This window comes from Streptomyces sp. NPDC002133 (genome assembly GCF_040296405.1).
In the GTDB taxonomy this organism is placed as follows: Bacteria; Actinomycetota; Actinomycetes; order Streptomycetales; family Streptomycetaceae; genus Streptomyces.
The window spans coordinates 237,887-257,722 of record NZ_JBEOXF010000005.1; the positions used below are offsets into that span (position 1 = coordinate 237,887).

Below are 19,836 nucleotides of genomic sequence, written 5' to 3' on the forward strand. Positions count from 1 at the left end.
GGGCGTACGCCTGGTGTGGCCTCCCCGCCCCTCCGTGTCCGTGGGACGGGGAGCTACAGGGTGGCCGCCGCGTTCTTGATCGCGGCGGCGAAGGTGGACACCTCGGTGTAGACACCGGGGAAGCCCGCCCGGGCGCAGCCGTAGCCCCAGCTCACGATGCCGACCTGGATCCAGGCGCCGGCGCTGTCCCTGCGGAACATCGGTCCGCCGGAGTCACCCTGGCAGGTGTCGACGCCGCCCTCGTTGTAGCCGGCGCAGATCTCCTCGCCCGGTACGAGCTCGGGGTACGAGGACTGGCAGGAGGCGTCGGAGACGAACGGGACCGTCGCCTTGCGCAGGTAGCGCTGCTGGGCGCCGCCCTCGCGGGTGGCGCCCCAGCCGGCCACGCTGAAGGTGCCGTTGTTGTACGCGGTTGTCTCGGCGATCTTCAGGGTCGGCAGGTTGATCGGCTGGGCGAGCTTGATCAGCGCCCAGTCCTTGCCGGTGCCGTTGTAGCCCGGGGCCTGGAGGACCTTGGTCGACTTGACCTTGATCGCGCTGGAGCTCTGGAGGTCCACGACTCCGGCGGTGGCCGTGATGCTGGTGTTGTTGCCGGAGCCGCTCACACAGTGCGCGGCGGTGAGCACGATCTGCTGGGTGTAGAGCGCGCCGCCACAGCCCATGGAGAGCCGGACCATGAAGGGGAACTCGCCCTGGGCGGCGCGGGTTCCACCGACGACGGGCGGCGGGGCGGCGGAGGCGGAGGTGGGCTGGAGGCTGACGGCGGCGAGTACGACGGCGCCGGCGGCGGCACATCTCTTGAGGGCACGTACAAGCTTGTTGTTCAAGGTTCTGCCTTCTTCCGTGGGGGGTTGCGGTGACGCGCAGGACGGCACACGGCACATCGATGTGACATGGGCCCGTCAAGGCGTGTCCGGATTATCGGGAGGGCGCGAGGAGAGCCACAAGGTGCACTTTTCGGCCAGGAAGGGCGCCCGCGACGAAGCGCGGGGCCGTCGCGGAGCACCGTAGAGTTGAGAGCGGTCGACCGTCGTCCAGGGCGACTTCGTACGGCACCTGCAGGGGGTACGGGCGTGACGACCGGCAGCGAGGTGGTGCACGGGTTCCCGCACCTCGACACCGCGCGCGCGGCCATCACCGCGCTGCACAAACGGCTGTCGTACGACGGAGTGCGGGCGTACTCGACCAGCGTGCTGCCGGCCGACGTGGCCTTCGCCGACCACGACGACCTGCATCTCGGGGCGCAGCGCGTGGCCCGTGCACTGGTGCATCAGCTGCGGCTGCCCGAGGCCCGGATGATCGTGAGTTTCCGGGAGATGGAGCATGCGGCGAGCGTGGAACTCACTGCCGGGCCCGAGTACTTCATCGAGCTGAACGACCGCTTCCGCAGGCATCGCAGGGACATCGGGGCGGCACTCGCGCACGAGATCACGCATGTGCTGCTGCACCGGCTGGACCTCTCGTTCCCCGGGACGCGCGACAACGAGATCCTCACGGACACGGTGACGACGTATCTCGGAGCGGGGTGGCTGCTGCTCGACGCGTTCCGCGAGGACGCGGTTTCCAGCCAGAAACTGGGCTATCTGACCCCGGAGGAGTTCGGGTACGTCCTGGCGAAGCGCGCGCTGGTCTTCGGCGAGGACCCGTCGGTGTGGTTCACCAGCCCGCAGGGCTACTCGGCGTACACGAAGGGCCGGGCGCAGGCACTGCGCGACGGGCAGCAGCCGCCGCTGACCGCGGCGGGGTGGAACGGGCGGCGGCGGTACGCGAAGGACCGGCGCAACGCGCAGGACCACCCCGGACCGGGGCGTCCGGGACCGGGCCCCGGCCCTGGCCCCGGCCCCGGCCCTGGCTCGGCGTACGCGTTCGAGCGGGCGCCGGGAGGCGGGCTGCGGGTGTCGTTCCCCTGCCCCACCTGCCACCAGCGGATCCGGGTGCCGGTGCGGGGACGGGTGCGGGCGCGGTGTGCACTGTGCCGGACGATTCTCGAATGCGACACCTGAGGGGGTTTCCGTAGGGTTTCGGTATGAGCACCGAAAGCGGCGGCGACGCGGACCGGGACCGTGACCTGGACCTGACCGAAGAGCTGTTCGAGGCCCTGTACGAGGGCGACGACGACGCGGTGGTACGGGCGCTACGGGCCGGGGCACCGGCGGAGGCGGCCGACGAGGACGGGCAGACCGCGCTGTACCTGGCCGCGTCCCAGGACCGGCCCGGCACGGTGCGCCTGCTGCTCGCGAAGGGCGCCGACCCCGATCGGGCGAGCGGGCCCGAAGCAGATGAGCTTCCCCTGTGCGGGACCGCGGTGTGGGGCCACACCGAGGTGATGAGCTCCCTGCTCGCGGCGGGGGCGCGGCCCGATCTGGAGGAGAACCCCGGGGTGCGCGCCCTGACCTGGGCCTGCCGCCAGGGCCGCGCCGAGGTGGCGGAACTGCTGCTCGCGTCCGGCGCCGACCCCGACCTGCCCGGTCCCGACGGGGATCCTCCGCTCGTGACGGCGGCCCGGCGCGGGTCACCCTCGTGCGTACGGGCCCTGCTGAGGCACGGTGCCCGGGCCAGGGCCGAGGCGCTCGCGGAGGCCAGGCGGTGGCTCGACCTCGATGTGGAGGAGGAACTTCGGCGCACGCTGTCCGAACCCGAACCCGAACCCGAACCCGGGCCGGAGGGCAAGGGCGCCGTGACGGTGGCCCGGCAGGTCGAGGAGGACGGCGGGGTGACCGTGGTCGTGGAGCTGATCGGCGACCGCGGTCTTCTGAGATCGGTCGAGCAGCAGACCGGGCACGCGGCGATCGTCACGCTCCTGGAGGACACGGTGGGCGTGCACCCGCCCGCCGACGAGCTCGCGGCGCGGGCACTGGGCTGCGGGGACCCGGACCGGGACGACTGGACCGAGGCGGTGGCCGTCCTGCAGCGGCGCGGCGACGAGGAGACGTTCCGGGCCGCGGCGGCGTGGTGCGGGACCGAGGATGCCCTGCGGCAGGCGTTCGCGGCGGACGTGCTGGCGGGGCTGGGCGCGGTGGACGCGGTGGACGCGGAGCCGACGGAACCGGCGGGACGCACGGAAGCTGCGGGACGTACGGGGCCGGCCTCGACCGAGGGTGAGGCTCCCGGGCGTGGGATCTTCGTCGCGCGCGTCGTGCCGCTGTTGCGGGAGCTGGCACGTGCGGCCGACGAGCCCGAGCTGATCCGGGCTGCCGTGGCGGGGCTCGGGCAGCAGGGTGATCCGGCGGCGCTGCCGGAGATTCTGCGGCACGCCGGGCACGACGATCCCGAGATCCGCTTCGGCGTGGCGGTCGCGCTGCACGGGCTCGTGCCCGGTGATCACGCCGAGGCCGTCCGTGTGCTGCTCGGCCTCACCCGGGACAGCGACGACGGGGTCCGGGACTGGGCGACGACGGCGCTGGCGGACGTGGAGGCCGACAGCCCGGAGATCCGCGAGGCGCTCGCGGCCCGGCTCACCGACCAGGTCCCGGACATCGAGGCGGAGGCGGCGCGGGGGCTGGCGATGCGTCAGGACGCGCGGGCGGTCGAGGCACTGGCGCGGATCCTCGCGGAAGAGGATCCGGAGGGGTACGCGTACTCCACCGCCGAGCAGGCGGTGGAGTACGTCGAGGACGAACCCGCCAGGCGCCGCCTGGAGGCGACGGTCCCGCGCACGCACTGACGCCCGCGACGGGCCGGAGTGAGGGGCAGGGCAGACCCCGCCCCGGCCGCAGGGGACGTGCCAGGACCGTCCGGTCGGCCCGAGTGCGCGTCCGCGAACACCGGACAGGCTCGAAGTGTGGCTCGGCACCGGCGCGTCGGCCCGAGTGCCCGACCTCCCAGCACCCCACGGGCTCACAGCGCACGGCGCCGGCGAGTCGGCCGCCGCGCTGTCCATCCGCGAACACCGGACAGGCTCGAAATGAGGCTCGGCACCGGCACGTCGACCCGAGCGCCCGACCTCCCAGCACCCCACGGGCTCACAGCGCACGGCGCCGGCGAGTCGGCCGCCGCGCTGCCCATCCCGAACGCCGGACGGGCTCGAAGTGAGCCCGACCCCACCCCGCCCGGCAATCGCATCGCACGCGACGCCCCGCGTTCACCGTCGGGACACCGGCAGCCCCCGTAATGACGGAGCTGTATGGACAACTGTTGTCCATACAGCTTTGGCCCCGCCTCGCATTCCCTCATGGAGTACGCGTGACCACCCCTGCCCGCGCCGCCGCCTTCGTCGGTGCTCTCGGTATCACTCTGACGCTCACCGCCTGTGGCGCCGCCCCCACCAACGACTCCGCCACCGTCGACGGAAAGAACATCGCAACCGCCGCGTCCGCGGCCGACGCCGGCGGCATGGACGCCCTCGTCGCCGCCGCGAAGAAGGAAGGCGTGCTCAACGCGATCGCCCTCCCCCGCGACTGGGCGAACTACGGCGCGATCATCGATGGCTTCACCGCCAAGTACGGCATCAAGGTGACCGTCGAGAACCCCGACGCCTCCAGCCAGGACGAGATCAACGCGGTGAAGACCCGCAAGGGTCAGGACCGCGCCCCGGACGTGCTCGACCTCGGTGCCTCCTTCGCCCAGGCCGCCGCCGCCGAGGGACTGACGGCCCCCTACAAGGTCGCCGCCTTCGACAAGATCCCCGAGACGCAGCGCGATGCGCAGGGCCGCTGGTTCAACGACTACGGCGGCTACGTCTCCATCGGCTGCGACGCCAAGCGCGTCAAGGTCTGCCCGCAGACCTTCGCCGATCTGCTCAAGCCCGACTACAAAGGCCAGGTCGCCCTCAACGGCAACCCCACCAAGTCCGGCTCCGCCTTCGGCGGCGTGTACGCGGCGGCCCTCGCGAACGGCGGCTCGTTCGACGACATCCAGCCCGGCATCGACTTCTTCGGCAAGCTGAAGGACAACGGCAACTACAACCCCGTCGAGTCCACCCCGGCCACGGTCGAGAAGGGCGAGACCCCGATCAGCATCGACTGGGACTACCTCAACTCGGGCTACGCCGAGCAGTTCTCGTCCAAGGGCATCGACTGGAAGGTCGCCGTCCCCTCCGACGGCGTCTACGCCCAGTTCTACGCGCAGGCCATCAACAAGGACGCCCCGCACCCGGCCGCGGCCCGCCTGTGGCAGGAGTACCTGTACAGCGCCGAGGGCCAGAACCTGTGGCTCAAGGGCCACGCCCGCCCGGTGCTGATGCCGGCGATGACCGCCGACGGCACCATCGACAAGGCGGCCGCGGCCGCACTGCCGGCCGTCGAGGGCACCCCGAAGTTCCCGACCGAGCAGCAGACCGCCAAGGCCAAGGAGACCCTCGCGCAGGGCTGGGCCGCGGCCGTCTCCGGGTGATCCGCCGATGACCCTGCTCGACTCCCCCGCCCGCGCCTCGGCCGGTACGGCACCGGCCGCGGGCGCGGGCCCCCGGCGCAGGCGGCGCTCCTGGGCCTGGATGTCCGCGCTGCCGCTGTTCCTCGTCGTCGGCGTCGCCTTCGGGCTGCCCGCCCTGGCCATGGCCGACGGGGCGTTCACCGTCGACGGCTCGTACGGCCTCGACAATCTGAGCCACTCGGTCGACGGCGCCTACCGCACCGCCCTGCTCGGCAGCGTCGAGCTCTCCGCGCTGACCGCGGCCGGGGGCACGCTCTTCGGGCTGCTGCTCGCCCAGGCCGTCGTCACCTCCCGCGGCCGCGCGCTGCGCGAGGCCGTGCTCACCGCGTCCGGCGTGCTCGCCAACTTCGGTGGCGTACCGCTCGCCTTCGCGTTCGTCGCCACGCTCGGCAACGCCGGCGTCCTCACCACCCGGCTCGGCCTCGACGACCACGGCTGGTCGCTCTACAGCTTCTGGGGACTGGCGCTGACGTACGTGTACTTCCTGGTCCCGCTGATGGTGCTGACCGTCGCGCCCGCGCTCGACGGGCTGCGCGTCCAGTGGCGGGAGGCGGCCCGCGACTGCGGCGCCTCCACCTGGCAGTACTGGCGGCACGTCGGCATCCCGGTGCTCCTGCCCACGCTCCTCGGCGGGTTCGTGCTGCTCTTCGGCAGCGCCTTCGCTGCGTACGCCACCGCCGCGGCGATGGTGGGCAGTTCGGTGCCGCTGGTCACTCTCCAGATCGCCGACGCGCTCTCCGGCAACGTCCTGGTCGGCCAGGAGAACGTGGCGCTCGCGCTCAGCCTCGACATGGTGCTGGTCGCCGCGCTGGTGATGGCCGTCCATCTGCCGCTGCAGCGAAGGAGCACCCGATGGCTCGCCTGACCCGGTCCGCCGTGCTGCTGGTCGCCGGGGTGTACTTCCTGGTGCCGCTGATCGCCTCCGCCGTGTTCACGCTGGACATCCCCGGCCAGGGGCTGACCCTGTCCTCGTACACACGGGTCGTCGTCGCGCCCGGCTTCACCGGCAGTCTGCTGCTGTCGCTGGCACTCGCGGCGGCCACGGTCGCGCTCGTGCTGCTGATCACGGTGCCGGCGGCGGTCGCGGCCAGGCTGGCGGCTCCGCGGCTGCGTCCGGTGCTCGAAGTCGTGTGCACGCTGCCGCTGGTGGTGCCGCCCGTGGCGCTGACCGCCGGTCTCGGGACCGTGCTGCGCTGGGGCCCGGAGAAGCTGTCCACGACGCCGCTGTACCAGACGTTCGTGGCCGTGCAGAACCCGGACTTCCCGTTCGTCCTCGTCCTGGCGTACGCCGTGATGGCGCTGCCGTTCGTGTACCGGGCGCTGGACGCGGGGCTGCGCGCCGTCGACGTACGCACCCTGGTGGAGGCCGCGCGCGACTGCGGGGCGTCCTGGCCGCGGGCGCTCGTCTCGGCCGTACTGCCCAATCTGCGGGGCGCGCTGCTGAACGGCTCGTTCCTCACGCTCGCCCTGGTGCTGGGCGAGTTCACCGTCGCCTCGCTGCTCGGCTTCCAGCCGTTCGCGGTCTGGATCGTGCAGGCATCGGGCTCGGACGCCCGGCTGTCGGTGGCCGTTTCGCTGCTGAGCCTGCTGCTGACCTGGGTGCTGCTGCTGGCGCTGACCACGCTCGGCAACCGCCGCCTCCCGTCCCGTACCTCTGCACCCCGTACCTCTGCCCGGACCTCTGAAGGAAAGACCTCCCGATGACCCTCCTCGACGCGCCCGCCCGCACCGGCGCCGCGCTGCAACTGCGCGGGCTGCGCCGTACGTTCGGTGCCACCGTCGCGCTCGACGGCCTCGACCTGGACATCGCCCCGGGCGAGCTGCTCGCCCTGCTCGGCCCCTCCGGCTGCGGCAAGACCACCGCGCTGCGGGTGCTGGCGGGTTTCGAGCAGCCCGACGAGGGCCAGGCGCTGCTGGACGGCGAGGACCTCGTGCCGGTGCCGGCCAACCGCCGTGACACGGCGATGGTGTTCCAGTCGTACAGCCTCTTCCCGCACCTCACGGCCTCGGACAACGTCGCCTTCGGCCTGCGCATGCGCAAGGTCGGGGGTGCCGAGCGGCGGGCGCGCGCCGCCGAGCTGCTGGAGCTCGTCGGACTGCCCGGTCACGGCGGCCGTTTCCCGCACCAGCTGTCCGGCGGACAGCAGCAGCGGGTCGCGCTGGCCCGGGCGCTCGCGCTGCGGCCCCGGCTGCTGCTGCTCGACGAGCCGCTGTCGGCGCTCGACGCGCAGGTGCGGGTGACCCTGCGGGACGAGATCCGCAGGCTCCAGCTGGAGCTCGGCATCACCACCGTGTTCGTCACACACGACCAGGAGGAGGCCCTGTCGATGGCCGACCGGGTCGCGGTCATGAACCAGGGCCGGCTCGAACAGTGCGCCGCGCCCACCGAGTTGTACGCCCGACCCGCGACGGACTTCGTCGCCGAGTTCATCGGCACCATGAACCGGGTGCCGGGGCATGCCGCCGACGGCGGCGGAACGGTGGAGGTGCTGGGGGTGCGGCTGCCCGTCGAGGGCGACGCGCCCGCGTCCGGCGGTCCGGTGCACGCGCTGATCCGGCCCGAGGCGCTGGACGTCGTCGTGGATGCGGCCGGTACGGCCAGGGTCACCGCCACCGCCTTCCACGGCCCCACCACGCGGGTGCGGGTCACGCTGGCCGACGGAACGTCCGTCAAGGCGGACGTGCCGACGCACGCCGCCGCCGAGCTCACACCGGGCACCGCCGTGTCCGTACGCCCGCAGGAGCGGCCCGTCCTGGTCACCCGTGGCGGCGCCGCGTGACCGTACTGCGTGGAGTGCTGTTCGACATGGACGGCACCCTGGTCGACACCGAACGTGCCTGGCTCGATGTGGTGGAGTCGGCCGCCGTACGACGGGGGCGTGTGCTGGACCCCGAGCGCCGGACGGCCGTGACGGGCCGCTCGGTCGAGGACACCGCCGCGATGCTGCACAGCTGGCTGGAGGCACCGGAGGGGGAACTCGCCGCGGAGCTGGGCGCGGACTTCGCGTCCCGCCTCGCGGCGGCCGCCGTGCCTCGCCCGGGCGCGCTGCGGCTCCTCGCCGCGCTGCGCGCCCGGAAGGTGCCGACGGCGCTGGTCTCGGCTTCGCCGCGGGCGGTCGTCGAGCAGGTCGCGGGGACGCTGGACGGGCACCGGTTCGACGCGCTGTTCGGCGCCGAGGACACCGTACGCACCAAGCCGGAGCCCGATCCGTACCTGGCGGCGGCCGCGGCGCTCGGCGCCGACCCGGCGCAGTGCGTCGCCGTCGAGGACAGCCCGGCCGGGGTCGCGTCCGCCGTCGCCGCGGGGTGCCGGGTGCTGGCGGTACCGTCGACCGAACCCCTCGCGGAGGCCGACGGGGTCACGCTGGCAGGGTCGTTGAACGAGGTGGATCCCGAGCTGCTGAGCTCACTGGTCCGATGACAACTGCGCATGACAAGGTGTGGGACGTGAGCGAAGGACGGGGCAGGACTCCGCTGTATCTGAAGGTCGCCGCCGATCTGCGGACCGCGATCACGGCAGGTGACTACGACTCCGGGGCGAAGCTGCCCGCCGAGGACGAACTCGCCCGCCGTTACGGCGTGTCCAGAGGCACCGTGCGCCAGGCGCTCGCCGCGCTGCGCACCGACGGACTCATCACGTCGCGACGCGGCACGCGGCGCGTGGTGCTGGGCGGGCCACGGCTGCACAGCTTCGGTGAGCTGCGCTCGTTCACCCGCTGGGCGCGGTCGCTGGGCGAGGAGCCGGGCGGCCGGGTCGTGGCGGTCGACCGGGTCGTAGCGAGCGAGGAGGAGGCGGAGAAGCTGCGGCTGGCGGAGGGCTCGGTCGTGTACCGGGTGCGTCGGCTTCGTACGCTCTCGGACGCGCCGGTGATGGTGGAGCGGACGACCTACCCGGAGCGGATCGGGAAGCTGGTGGCGGAGATGCCCCTGGACACCGTCTCGCACTCGGCCGCACTCGCACTGCACGGCGTGCTGTTCGCGGACGCCCGGCACACGATCGACCTCGTGCCGGCGAACGACGACGACGCGCAGCTGCTGGGGTGCCGGGCCGGGGAGTCGCTGCTGCGGGAGCGGCGTCACTCGACGGATCCGACGGGAGCACCGGTCGAATGGTCCCAGGACCGCTATCTGCCGGGGACGGTGGCGTTCACGATGCAGAGCTCGACGGCGACGAGCGCGCTGGGGCGGCGACTGAGCCGCTGACCGCCTGCGGCGGGCGTGGTGGGCCGGGTGCGCGTCGACCACGCGTTCGATGCCGGGCGTGCGTCGCATTCCGGCTTGTCGGCCGTGGCGCGAGACGTTGCGGCTCCGGGTCTCGGCGGCGGTGCCTGGCTTGTGGCTCCCCCCATCCGAGCGGGGTGCCGAACCCGCCCGGCATGGCGCCGGGGCCCGCGGCGCCACGCATCGGATGCTGATGCCTCCGACCCTGCAGGAGAGGCCCGTGAACGACCCCAGCCATGAAGGAACCCGAAGGTCGGCATCCACCGGCGCAGGTAATGACGCTGCCGGTCAGGCCGGGGTCATCAGCATCGGACTCGCTGCCGTGCTGACGTTCGCACTCGCGCAGGGTTCCTGGCAGTGGTTCGCCACTTTCATCGGGGTGACGCTTCTTGCGGTGATCTTCGCCTTTCATCGACAGCCGGCCTGGACGCCCGGCATCCGATCTGCGTACATGCGCAGTCTGGTCGCGTATTCGCTGGTCGTCGGCCTGTGCGTGGCGATCGCGCTGGCCCCCATGCTGCAGCGCTGGGCTTGGCTGTTTCCGATGTCAGGCACTCGTGTCGGGTGCCAAGAGGTGGGCAGGTACGAGGTCATCCGGTCGAGGGCCGCGCTGGCGAACCTGGCCGGGCGCGACAGCGCCGCTTTGGCCTACGCGCAAAAGGCCCGGAGCGGCAAGGCCGTTGCCGACTGCCTGGCAGCGACTACGACCCTGTGGCTGCCGCTGTACGGAGCCGGGGCAGCCGTGCTGGTCGGCGCCGGTACGTGGTCCCGCGACCGGGCCCGGGCGAGGAAGGGTCCTCGGTCGACACCCTCTTCACCAAGACTGGCAGACGCGGGAACGTGGCAGGACGGCACGACGTAGCCGCCGGCCCTCGCTCCTACGGGCTCCTGCGTCGTCGACACGGTCTCCGGAGTTCGACAACTGCTGCACTCCCGGAGAGAACAGGCGGGGGCACTCCACCGGAGCCCTCCATGGGCGAACGGTTTCCGGGCCCCACCCGACTCTCCCCCGACCTGCGGACCACTCGACGCGCGGCTTCGGCCGGTGTCGTGCCCGCCTCAGCCCGTCGGCGCCGCCTCCGGGCGCAGCAGACCCGCCAGCAGCGGCCGGAAGTGGGCGAAGGCCGGCGTCGGCATGGCCGGGTCCTTCGCCTGTTCGTCCCAGCGGCGGACGGCGACGGCGTCCCGCGCCCCGGGGTGTGCTTCGAAGGCCCGTACCTGCTCCTCCGTCATCGGACCGCCCTGGACCCGCAACGTGTGGACGGACGCCTCGGAGAGCAGGTCGAAGTAGCCGGGTTCGACAGCGCACAGATAGCGCTTGGCGGCGACGTGCAGCCGGACGGGCTCGGTCACTTCGGGGCCGAACCACCGGTCGAGCCAGTCGGCCCCGGTGTGGCTGTGACGGTTGTCGGTGCCGTGCTCCATCAGGTCGCGGCCGGTGACCGCGCCCCGGAAGTGGCCGACGTCGTGCAGCAGCGCGGCGGCGACCAGGTGCGGCGGGGCTCCGGCGGCCTCGGCGAGGGCCCCGGCCTGGAGCATGTGCTGGGCCTGGGTGACGGCCTCGCCGAAGTACTCGGCGCTGCCTTCGCCCTCGAAGAGCTCGGCGAGGGTGTCGAGGGGGTTCACTTCACGGTCTCCTCTCGGCGCAGGACCGCCAGCGTGGAGGCGAGGCCGTCGATGTCGGCGTACGCGCCCTGGAGGTGGCGGTCACCGGACTCGGCGAAGGCCGTACGGGCGTGCAGCAGGCGGGTGTTGTCGAAGACGAGGCAGTCTCCGGGGGTGAGCCGGAATTCCAGCTGGAGCTCGCTGCGCAGCAGCAGCTCGCCGAAGCGCCGGTAAGCGGCGTAGAAGGCGTCGAGCACGTCGGCCGGCTGGTGCAGCGTGCCGATGGAACGGTTGTTGAAGCGGATCTCGCGGATCCGGCCGGCCGGGTCGGTGCCGATCAGCGGCCGGTGGGCGCGCAGCTCGCTGCGGTCGTCGGCGAAGGCGAACGGCACCGGGACGCGGGTGAGGACGTCGTACGCCTCCGGGTCCTCGTGCCGCAGCAGGGCCGCCGCGTGGAAGCCGTCGACGAGCCCGGAGTCGCCTCCCTGGGCTGCGTTGGTGAGGCAGTGCAGCAGCTGGAGGGTCGGCACCGGGTCGCGGTACGGGTTGTCCGTGTGCGGGGTGATGCGGGCGCCGGTGAAGGCGAGGTTGTTCGGGTCGGCCTCGACGCGTACCTCGAAGAGTTCGCCGTAGTTCGTCTCGCGCACGTAACCGAAGGTCCGGGCCACGTCGAGGACCTGGCGGTCGTGGACGGGGACGCCGCGCAGCAGGACGAAGCCGAGGCGCAGCACGCTCTGGAGGGCGGCGGCCTTGACTGCGGGGCCGGTGGTGTAGGCGGACCAGTCGGCCTCGGGGAGTCGTCCCTCCAGGTCGGCGGCGGCCCACAGCTCCTTGTCGTCCTCGGTGCGGCCGTCGCCGGGTGCGGCGGAGGCGCCGGGGAGATGCGCGCCGAGCCAGGTCTCGGCGTAGACGGAGCGGTGCCCGTCGGGGGCCCAGACGACCTCGCGGGCGGGGGCGCCGTCCGCGGTCGTGGCGTCCCGGACGCTGTCCACGGCGAGAGCGGCGGGCAGCTCGGTGATCTGGAACAGCTTCTGGCCGTTACGGGGGTCCCGGCAGTGCGGGCAGGGACAGTTGTCGCGCAGCCAGACAGGCGGTGCGGACACGAGGGAGGGCATGAGTGGAACTCCGAGTTGTACAGACAACTTCTTCGACGACGCGGAGCCTCGCACCCGGGGATGACAGAAGGGTTACGCCGAGGTGGCCGTTGCAGCGCCGGTCCCCGGAACGCGCCGTGCCGCCGGCCGAGGAGCGGGAAGGGCCGGCGGCACGGGGTGGGGGGCGGCTGTGCGACGGCTCAGCAGCCGTGGTCGACGAGGTCGAACGAGCGGTAGTGGTCGGCGGTGTAGTAGTCCTCCAGGTAGGACTGCCCGGTGACGATGCGCCGGGCGCCGCGCGTGGAGGAGCCGGGCGTCTTGACCGTGTACTCGTGGTAGTAGCCGGTCGAGTGGGCGGGCAGGATGCCTTCCCGGTTCTGGAAGACCGTCCCGTCCTGGGGATACGGGAACGGACCCCCGTTCTCGATGAGTTCGAGGGTGTCGTACGCCTGGGACGGCAGGTCGGAGTAGCAGATGTCACCGACCGCGGTGGCGGCGGCGGTCGCCGGGGCCGCTACGGGCCCGCCGACGAGAAGGGCGGAGAGAAGGGCGGCGGCGCCGCCGAGCATGGTGATCCGTGGGGGGATTCGCATGACCCTCATGATGACGCGCGTAGACGTTGTCGTGTCAACGTCAAGTCTGAGGAGTTTTCACGCAATTCACCTCCTCCACGTGACCGTCACGACCCGGACGCGCGAACGCCGTTGGGTGGTGACCGGGCCAGGGTCCGCCCGACGGGAACGGCCCGCCGGAGCTCGGGCTCCGGCGGGCCGGCCCGCTGCCGCGCTCCCCGGTCACGTGACGGTGATGACCGTGTGCATGCCCTGCGCAGCGATCTTGCCGCCGTCGACGGCGCTGCCGACCCACGTGACGAGCGCCCAGTCGCCGGGCGTGAGCGGCATCCGGATCACGGTGGAGCGACCGGGCGAGAGCGGCGGCGTGCCGACGTTCGCGTACGGGTCGAAGGGCGGGTCTTCCCAGTCCGGAGCGGTGAAGAACCTGTGGACGTCGGCGTCCGTCTTCCCGGGGAACAGCTTGTGGAAGACGGCCTCGTTGACCTGTCCCCGCATGGTGTTGACGACGCGCACAGGCGCTCCGGCGCGGAGCGTGCGCGGCGCCCGGAAGCGGGGGCCGATGCCCGGGACGGCCCCCGAGACGACCGTCGCCTCCGCCTCCGGGAGCCGGCCGTGCGCGGCCCCGGAGACCGTGAGCGTACGGATGCGCTCCTGCCCCGTCGGCACGCCGGGATCCTGGAAGTCCCGGTACTCGAGCAGGTGGTACGTGCCGGGCCGCAGCACCTGGGTGAACGAACCGGGGCTGCCGGGCAGGGTCAGGGCGCCGCCGAGCAGTTCGGCCTGGGCCGTCACCTCGCGGTTGCCTTCGACGACCTCGGCGGGTTCGTCGGAGAACGCCTTCCGCAGGCCGATGCGGAACGCGGTGGGCGAGGCGCCTTCACGGAGCCGGACCAGGCCCACGTGCCCCGACTTCACGTCGGTGGCGGTCACCCTGAAGGCGACGGGGCCGGGTCGGGTGGTGCTCGGGGCGGCCAGACCACCATCGCCTGTGGTGACTTCGACGGTGGGGCGCGCCGCCGCCCGCTCAGGCGTGGCACCGGCCGCCGGTGCGGTGAAGAGCGCGGCGAACAGGGTGGCCAGGGCGAGGGTTGCGGTGAGTGGCTTCCTTGCGGACATGGTGGGCCTCCTTGGCTCGGACCGGGATCCGGCGGGACGACGTGCGGATGGACGGGTCTAGCCGGGTGTCGGGGCGTCCTGGCTGACGGCGGTGCGCGGGAGGGCCGGGCAGAGGGCGGCGCAGAGGGCGAACGCCCCGACCACCCACGGCATCGCCGCCGACAGGGCGTCCGTCAGGCCGTCGCCGCCCGTCGTGTGCGCGAAGAACACCGTGCCGACCACTGCGGCCCCGAGGGCGCCGCCGAACTGCTGGGCCGTGGAGAAGATCCCCGAGGCACCGCCCGCGAGGTCGGTCGGCACGGCGGACAGGACGACGTTGACCAGGGCGCTTGCGGAGGCACCCAGGTCGCGGCCGATGGACGGGATCGCCACGTTGACGATCGTCACGTCCAGGAGGTCCATCAGCGCGGCGACCGTCATGACGGCCGCGGCCGCCCAGCGTCGCGGGTGCGGGGAGGCGGAGAGGTCGGCGGTGAGGCTCGTCGTGGCCATCGGGACTCCCGGGGTCCAGGATGTATTTCGTTCGGACTAACGAAAGACTTGCACGCGGGCAGCACTGATCACAAGTCCTTCGTTCGACCGAACGAAATATCTTGCTAAGCTGGCCTCATGACCAGGGACGACAGCTCACGACGAGCCGAGGTGATCGCGGCCCTGACCGCCGCGGGCCGGGACTCCAGCGCGGCATCCGTCGCCTTCCACACGGTGGTCGCGGCCAAGCAGGGACTCGGGCCGACCGAGACCAAGACTCTCGACCTCCTCCAGCGCCACGGCGCCCTCACCGCCAAGGACCTCGCCGAACGCTCCGGACTCGCACCCGCTTCGGTCACCGGCCTGGTGGACCGCCTGGAGAAGAAGGGCTACGTACGCAGGGTGAAGCACCCGACGGACAAGCGCCGGGTGCTGATCGAGTCCCGACCCGAGAAGCTCGCGGAGCTGGCGCCGCTCTTCGACGACTGGGCGCGTGAAGTGGCCGAACTCTACGAGGAGTTCACGACGGAGGAGCTGGAGGTCGCCGTGCGCTTCCTGGCGGGCGCGACCGAGCGCCAGCGCGCGGCGACGAAGCGGCTGCTGGACTAGAGCAGGACCAGGGCCCGTCTGCCGACTGTCCGGGGTGTGCCCGGGGCCCTGCCCGGGGTCGGTCCGGGGGCTGTCCGGGCCTGTCCGGTGGATCAGGCTCCGGGGGCGGGCCGTCCAGTACCGCTGGTTCGGCTCCGGGTCCGGACAAGCGTCGATTCGCGGACGACCAGCTCCGGCTGGAGCACGATCCTCCGGTGCTCGTGCCCGCCGGCCGCGCTCTCGTCCGTCTCCTCGATCAGCAACTCCGCCGCCATGCGCCCCATACGGAAGGCGGGCTGACGGACCGAGGTGAGGGGCACGGCGGCGGCGGAGGCGAACTCGATGTCGTCGTAGCCGACGAGGGCCATGTCCTCCGGCACGCGGACGCCCGCACCGTAGAGGGTCTGCAGGACGCCGAGGGCGAGAAGGTCGTTGGCGCAGAACACCGCCGTCGGCCGCGGGGACATGCCCAGCAGCCGCGCCCCCGCGTCCCGCCCCGCCGCCACGTCCAGCCGCTCCGCCTCCACATGCCTCAGCCGGTCCTCGGGAAGCCCCGCCTCGGCCAGCGCCCGCAACGCACCCGTACGCCGGTCCTGGCACTGGGCGAGATGCATCGGGCCGCTGACGTAGGCGACGCCGCTGTGGCCGCATTCGACGAGATGGCGTACGGCGAGCGCACCGCCGGTGACATCGTCCACCGACACCGAGCAGGCTTCGTCCCGCGGCCTGTCGTGGTCGACGAAGGTGTGCGGGATGCCGTGGCGCCGGAAGTTCTCCAGGTTCCGGCCCGTGGCGTCGGCGGGTGTGACGAGCACCCCGCGCACCCGCTGCTCGGCGAAGAGCGAGAGGTAGTCGGCTTCCTCGTCCGGACTCTGCGCGCTGTTGCACAGCATCACGCCGAGCCCGTTGGCCCGCGCCGCGCGCTCGGCCCCGGACGCGACCTCCACGAAGAACGGGTTCGCCATGTCGAGGACGAGCATCGCGATGATCCGGCTCCGGCCGGCCCGCAGCTGCCGGGCCGTCTCGCTGCGCACGTAACCGAGCCGCTCGATCACGGCCAATACCCGCTCGCGGGTCTCCTCGGCGACCATGTCCGGCCGGTTGATGACGTTCGACACCGTGCCGACCGACACCTTCGCCTGCCGCGCCACGTCCTTGATACCCACCATGCGTGCCACGAGGTCCGACCGCCCGCCTTCCCGCGGCCCGCCGCGGCCGCGGCTTCATGCTACGCAGGACGGCGGCCGCTCAGGAGAGCGGCTACGCGGGAGGCCGGCCGCGCACCCGGCCGAGGCTGCTTCTCCTGACGACGAGCTCCGGCTGGAGCACGATCCTCCGGTGCTCATGGTCCACGGCCGCGCTCTCGTCCGTCTCCTCGATCAGCAGCTCCGCGGCCGTGCGCCCCATACGGAAGGCGGGCTGGCGCACGGAGGTCAGGGGCACGGCGGCGGCGGAGGCGAACTCGATGTCGTCGTAGCCGACGAGGGCGATCTCGTCGGGCACGCTCACCCCGGCCCCGTAGAGCGCCTGGAGGACGCCGAGGGCGAGAAGGTCGTTGGCGCAGAACACCGCCGTCGGCCGCGGGGACATGCCCAGCAGCCGCGCCCCCGCGTCCCGCCCCGCCGCCACGTCCAGCCGCTCCGCCTCCACATGCCTCAGCCGGTCCTCGGGAAGCCCCGCCTCGGCCAGCGCCCGCAACGCACCCGTACGCCGGTCCTGGCACTGGGCGAGATGCATCGGGCCGCTGACGTAGGTGATGTCCTGGTGGCCCTGCTCGACGAGATGGCGTACGGCGAGGGTGCCGCCGGTGATGTCGTCCACCGACACCGAGCAGCCCTTGGCGCTGGGCAGGACACGGTCGACGAAGACGAACGGGATGCCGTGACGGCGGAAGCTCTCCAGATTGGCGCCCGTGGTGTCCGCGGGCGTCACCAGCACGCCCCGCACCCGCTGCTCGGTGAACAGCCCCAGGTACTCCGCCTCCTCGCTCGGGCTCTGCGCGCTGTTGCAGAGCATCACCCCCAGTCCGGCCTCGCGCGCCGCCCGCTCGGCGCCGGACGCCACGTCCACGAAGAAGGGGTTGGCCATGTCGAGCACGAGCAGCGCGATGATCCGGCTCCGGCCGGCCCGCAGCTGCCGGGCGGACTCGCTGCGTACATAGCCGAGCCGTTCGATGGTGGACCGGACGCGGGCCCGGGTCTCCGCCGAGACCGAGTCGGGACGGTTGATCACGTTCGAGACCGTGCCGACCGAGACCCCGGCGGCCCGGGCGACGTCCTTGATGCCGACGGGCTGGCCCGCCGACTGGCCTGCCGCAGGGCCGAGCAGCGATGTCATCGGCCGGTGACCTCTGCGGGAGTTCTTGTGGTCATGGGCGATCCGTTCCTGTGCCAGGTGGAAGACTTCGGTGAGCGGCATCATGGCCTCGTCCGGCCTCCCGCCGTCCAGGGCTTCGAAGAAGCCGGCCATCTCGGCCTGCCGGCGGGCGTTGACTTCCGTGGCGGCCATGGCGGCCCGGGCGGCCGCGAAGTCCTCGGTCTCCAGGTAGCCGACGAGCAGTCCGTCGTCCCGGAGGAAGAGCGAGTAGTTGTTCCAGCCGGCGGCGGAGAGTGCCGCGAGCATCTCGGGCCATACGGCCGCATGACGCTCGCGGTACTCCTCCAGCCGCCCCGGCCTGACCTTCAGCAGAAAGCAGACGCGCTGCATCGGGTGACTCCGGGACGTCAGAAGTCGAAGTCGTCGATGTTGTTCTTGTCGAAGACGGTCGGCGGGCCGAGGATGATCTCGCCGTCCTTGCCGATGGTGTACTCACCGAGGTCGCCGGCCTTGAACTTCTCGCCCTCCGCGCCGGTGATCTGACCCGAGACCAGCGCGGATGCCACGTACGCGCCGAGGCGGCCGAGCTTCTTCGGGTCCCACAGGGCGAACTGCTCGACGGTGCCGTCCTTGACGTACTCGCGCATCTGGTTCGGCGTACCGAGGCCGTTGATGACGACCTTGCCCTTGTAGCTGGAGCTGCTGATGTAGCGGGAGGCTGCGGCGATGCCGACGGTGGTGGGCGAGATGATGCCCTTCAGGTTCGGGTAGGCCTTGAGCAGCCCCTGGGTCTCCTGGAAGGACTTCTGGTCGTCGTCGTCACCGTAGGCGACGGCTTCCCGTCCAGCAGCACCTGGCCGGAGTCGGGCCGGTGCACCCCCGCGAGCGTCTTGATGAGGGTGGACTTGCCGGCGCCGTTCTCCCCCGCGAGCGCGTGTACCTCGCCCGGGAGCAGTTGCAGGGAGACGTCCTGCAGGGCCCGTACGGCACCGAAGGACTTGGACACGTCCGTCAGGGCCAGAACAGGGGCCGGACCCGTGTCGGGCTGGTTCATGGATGCTCCGTTGAAGGTGCGCCGCGAAAGGCGCTGTGAAAGGTTTCAACCAAGTTTCACGGAAGCTAGACGGGTAAGACCCGCGCCGTCAATGGGTCAGTCGACGAAAATTTCCGGAGTCACGCGATCCCTTGACAGCCCAGTTGGGCGGCCATAGCTTCACGGTGATGAAACGATTCATACGTTCGCTCGGCCCTCGGGAGCGTTGATCCATGTCCGGTGCATCCGCCGTTTCCGCCGTAAAGGCGGCCCTCAAGACCCAGGCCATCGAGACGCCGTCGTGGGCGTACGGCAACTCCGGCACCCGCTTCAAGGTGTTCGCGCAGCCCGGGGTGCCGCGCACCCCGCGGGAGAAACTCGACGACGCGGCGCGCGTCCACGAGCACACCGGCGCCGCCCCGACCGTCGCCCTCCACATCCCCTGGGACAAGGTCGACGACTACGGCGCGCTCGCCACGTACGCCAAGGAGCGCGGACTGCGGCTCGGCGCCATCAACTCCAACGTCTTCCAGGACGACGACTACAAGCTCGGCTCGGTCACCCACCCCGACCCCGCTGTGCGCCGCAAGGCCGTCGGGCATCTGCTGGAGTGCGTCGACATCATGGACGCCACCGGCTCGTGCGATCTGAAGCTGTGGTTCTCCGACGGCACCAACTACCCGGGCCAGGACGACATCCGGGCCCGCCAGGACCGGCTCGCCGAGGCCCTGGCCGCGGTGTACGAGCGGCTGGGCGAGGACCAGCGGATGCTCCTGGAGTACAAGCTCTTCGAGCCCGCCTTCTACACCACCGACGTCCCGGACTGGGGCACCGCCTACGCACACTGCCTGAAACTGGGTCCCAGGGCCCAGGTCGTCGTGGACACCGGTCATCACGCGCCGGGCACCAACATCGAGTTCATCGTCGCGCTGCTGCTGCGTGAGGGGAGGCTCGGCGGGTTCGACTTCAACTCCCGCTTCTACGCGGACGACGACCTGATGGTCGGCGCGGCCGACCCCTTCCAGCTGTTCCGCATCATGTACGAGGTGATCAGGGGCGGTGGATTCGGCGGGGGGTCCGGAGGTTGTCCCCCGGAAGAGCACAGCATGCCCGGCGTGGCCTTCATGCTCGACCAGTGCCACAACATCGAGGCGAAGATCCCGGCGATCATCCGCTCGGTGATGAACGTCCAGGAGGCGACGGCGAAGGCCCTGCTGGTCGACCGCGACGCACTGTCCGCAGCCCAGCAGGACGGCGATGTGCTCGCCGCCAACGCGGTGCTGATGGACGCCTACAACACGGACGTACGGCCGCTGCTCGCCGAGGTGCGCGAGGAGCTGGGCATCGACCCGGACCCGGTCGCGGCGTACGCCCGCTCCGGCTGGGCACAGAAGATCGTCGACGAGCGCGTCGGTGGCACCCAGGCCGGATGGGGAGCGTGACCGAC

19 protein-coding genes and 3 pseudogenes are annotated in these 19,836 nt (G+C 71.9%); 11 read left to right on the top strand and 11 right to left on the bottom strand.

Annotated features, from left to right (window positions below; genetic code table 11):
• Positions 1-53: 53 nt before the first annotated feature.
• Positions 54-827: a S1 family peptidase gene (locus ABT078_RS09230; protein ID WP_351225488.1), complete on the bottom strand. Its 774-nt coding sequence runs from the start codon at positions 825-827 to the stop codon at positions 54-56.
• A 246-nt stretch (positions 828-1,073) separates the two neighbouring features.
• Between ABT078_RS09230 and ABT078_RS09235 the strand changes: the two genes are divergently transcribed.
• The 9 genes from ABT078_RS09235 to ABT078_RS09275 all read left to right on the top strand — a co-directional run bounded on the left by ABT078_RS09235 (position 1,074) and on the right by ABT078_RS09275 (position 10,453).
• Positions 1,074-2,003: a hypothetical protein gene (locus tag ABT078_RS09235; RefSeq protein WP_351225490.1), complete on the top strand. Its 930-nt coding sequence runs from the start codon at positions 1,074-1,076 to the stop codon at positions 2,001-2,003.
• Between the two features lie 23 nt (positions 2,004-2,026).
• On the top strand, positions 2,027-3,664 hold the full coding sequence (locus ABT078_RS09240) for an ankyrin repeat domain-containing protein (RefSeq protein ID WP_351225492.1): 1,638 nt from the start codon (positions 2,027-2,029) through the stop codon (positions 3,662-3,664).
• Between the two features lie 518 nt (positions 3,665-4,182).
• The gene (locus tag ABT078_RS09245) at positions 4,183-5,331 is read left to right on the top strand and encodes an ABC transporter substrate-binding protein (RefSeq protein ID WP_351225494.1); all 1,149 of its coding nucleotides are present in this window, start codon (positions 4,183-4,185) and stop codon (positions 5,329-5,331) included.
• A gap of 7 nt (positions 5,332-5,338) precedes the next feature.
• Complete coding sequence (locus ABT078_RS09250) at positions 5,339-6,235, top strand: ABC transporter permease (RefSeq protein WP_502981179.1); 897 nt, start codon at positions 5,339-5,341, stop codon at positions 6,233-6,235.
• Positions 6,223-7,074 (top strand): ABC transporter permease, encoded by an 852-nt coding sequence (locus ABT078_RS09255; RefSeq protein WP_351225496.1) that lies wholly within the window; start codon positions 6,223-6,225, stop codon positions 7,072-7,074. The genes ABT078_RS09250 and ABT078_RS09255 overlap by 13 nt, the downstream gene beginning before the upstream one ends.
• Entirely contained in the window at positions 7,071-8,150 is a 1,080-nt protein-coding gene (locus tag ABT078_RS09260) for an ABC transporter ATP-binding protein (protein WP_351225498.1), read from the top strand. Before ABT078_RS09255 ends, ABT078_RS09260 begins: the two co-directional genes overlap by 4 nt.
• Positions 8,147-8,791 (top strand): HAD family hydrolase, encoded by a 645-nt coding sequence (locus ABT078_RS09265; RefSeq protein WP_351225500.1) that lies wholly within the window; start codon positions 8,147-8,149, stop codon positions 8,789-8,791. Before ABT078_RS09260 ends, ABT078_RS09265 begins: the two co-directional genes overlap by 4 nt.
• Before the next feature lie 26 nt (positions 8,792-8,817).
• On the top strand, positions 8,818-9,573 hold the full coding sequence (locus tag ABT078_RS09270) for a GntR family transcriptional regulator (RefSeq protein ID WP_351225502.1): 756 nt from the start codon (positions 8,818-8,820) through the stop codon (positions 9,571-9,573).
• Positions 9,574-9,811: 238 nt separating this feature from the next.
• Positions 9,812-10,453, top strand: coding sequence for a hypothetical protein (locus ABT078_RS09275; protein WP_351225504.1), 642 nt, complete (start codon positions 9,812-9,814; stop codon positions 10,451-10,453).
• A gap of 197 nt (positions 10,454-10,650) precedes the next feature.
• On the opposite strand, the gene ABT078_RS09280 is transcribed toward ABT078_RS09275, so the two are convergent.
• From ABT078_RS09280 to ABT078_RS09300, 5 genes are all read right to left on the bottom strand, one after another.
• Positions 10,651-11,217 (bottom strand): phosphonate degradation HD-domain oxygenase, encoded by a 567-nt coding sequence (locus ABT078_RS09280; RefSeq protein WP_351225506.1) that lies wholly within the window; start codon positions 11,215-11,217, stop codon positions 10,651-10,653.
• Complete coding sequence (gene tmpA / locus ABT078_RS09285; RefSeq protein ID WP_351225508.1) at positions 11,214-12,299, bottom strand: 2-trimethylaminoethylphosphonate dioxygenase; 1,086 nt, start codon at positions 12,297-12,299, stop codon at positions 11,214-11,216. Before tmpA ends, ABT078_RS09280 begins: the two co-directional genes overlap by 4 nt.
• 191 nt (positions 12,300-12,490) lie before the next feature.
• A complete protein-coding gene (locus tag ABT078_RS09290; protein WP_351225510.1) occupies positions 12,491-12,883 on the bottom strand; it encodes a guanyl-specific ribonuclease in 393 nt (130 codons plus the stop codon).
• A gap of 201 nt (positions 12,884-13,084) precedes the next feature.
• Positions 13,085-13,981: a hypothetical protein gene (locus ABT078_RS09295; RefSeq protein ID WP_351225512.1), complete on the bottom strand. Its 897-nt coding sequence runs from the start codon at positions 13,979-13,981 to the stop codon at positions 13,085-13,087.
• Positions 13,982-14,038: 57 nt separating this feature from the next.
• Positions 14,039-14,473, bottom strand: coding sequence for an MFS transporter (locus ABT078_RS09300; protein WP_351225514.1), 435 nt, complete (start codon positions 14,471-14,473; stop codon positions 14,039-14,041).
• Between the two features lie 117 nt (positions 14,474-14,590).
• On the opposite strand from ABT078_RS09300, the gene ABT078_RS09305 reads away from it, so the two are divergent.
• A complete protein-coding gene (locus tag ABT078_RS09305) occupies positions 14,591-15,061 on the top strand; it encodes a MarR family winged helix-turn-helix transcriptional regulator (protein WP_351225516.1) in 471 nt (156 codons plus the stop codon).
• Positions 15,062-15,153: 92 nt separating this feature from the next.
• Here ABT078_RS09305 and ABT078_RS09310 read toward each other — a convergent pair whose 3' ends face one another.
• The 5 genes and pseudogenes from ABT078_RS09310 to ABT078_RS09330 all read right to left on the bottom strand — a co-directional run.
• Positions 15,154-16,218, bottom strand: coding sequence for a LacI family DNA-binding transcriptional regulator (locus tag ABT078_RS09310; RefSeq protein ID WP_351225518.1), 1,065 nt, complete (start codon positions 16,216-16,218; stop codon positions 15,154-15,156).
• A gap of 82 nt (positions 16,219-16,300) precedes the next feature.
• Positions 16,301-17,377: a LacI family DNA-binding transcriptional regulator gene (locus ABT078_RS09315; protein WP_351225624.1), complete on the bottom strand. Its 1,077-nt coding sequence runs from the start codon at positions 17,375-17,377 to the stop codon at positions 16,301-16,303.
• Between the two features lie 66 nt (positions 17,378-17,443).
• Positions 17,444-17,746 (bottom strand): annotated as a pseudogene (locus tag ABT078_RS09320) (L-rhamnose mutarotase); the annotation flags it as partial.
• A 17-nt stretch (positions 17,747-17,763) separates the two neighbouring features.
• Positions 17,764-18,189: pseudogene (locus ABT078_RS09325) on the bottom strand (substrate-binding domain-containing protein); the annotation flags it as partial.
• Positions 18,189-18,410: pseudogene (locus tag ABT078_RS09330) on the bottom strand (ATP-binding cassette domain-containing protein); the annotation flags it as partial. The pseudogenes ABT078_RS09330 and ABT078_RS09325, both read right to left, overlap by 1 nt.
• Before the next feature lie 212 nt (positions 18,411-18,622).
• Here ABT078_RS09330 and rhaI point away from each other — a divergent pair.
• Positions 18,623-19,831 (top strand): L-rhamnose isomerase, encoded by a 1,209-nt coding sequence (gene rhaI / locus ABT078_RS09335; protein WP_351225520.1) that lies wholly within the window; start codon positions 18,623-18,625, stop codon positions 19,829-19,831.
• The last annotated feature ends 5 nt before the right edge of the window (positions 19,832-19,836 follow it).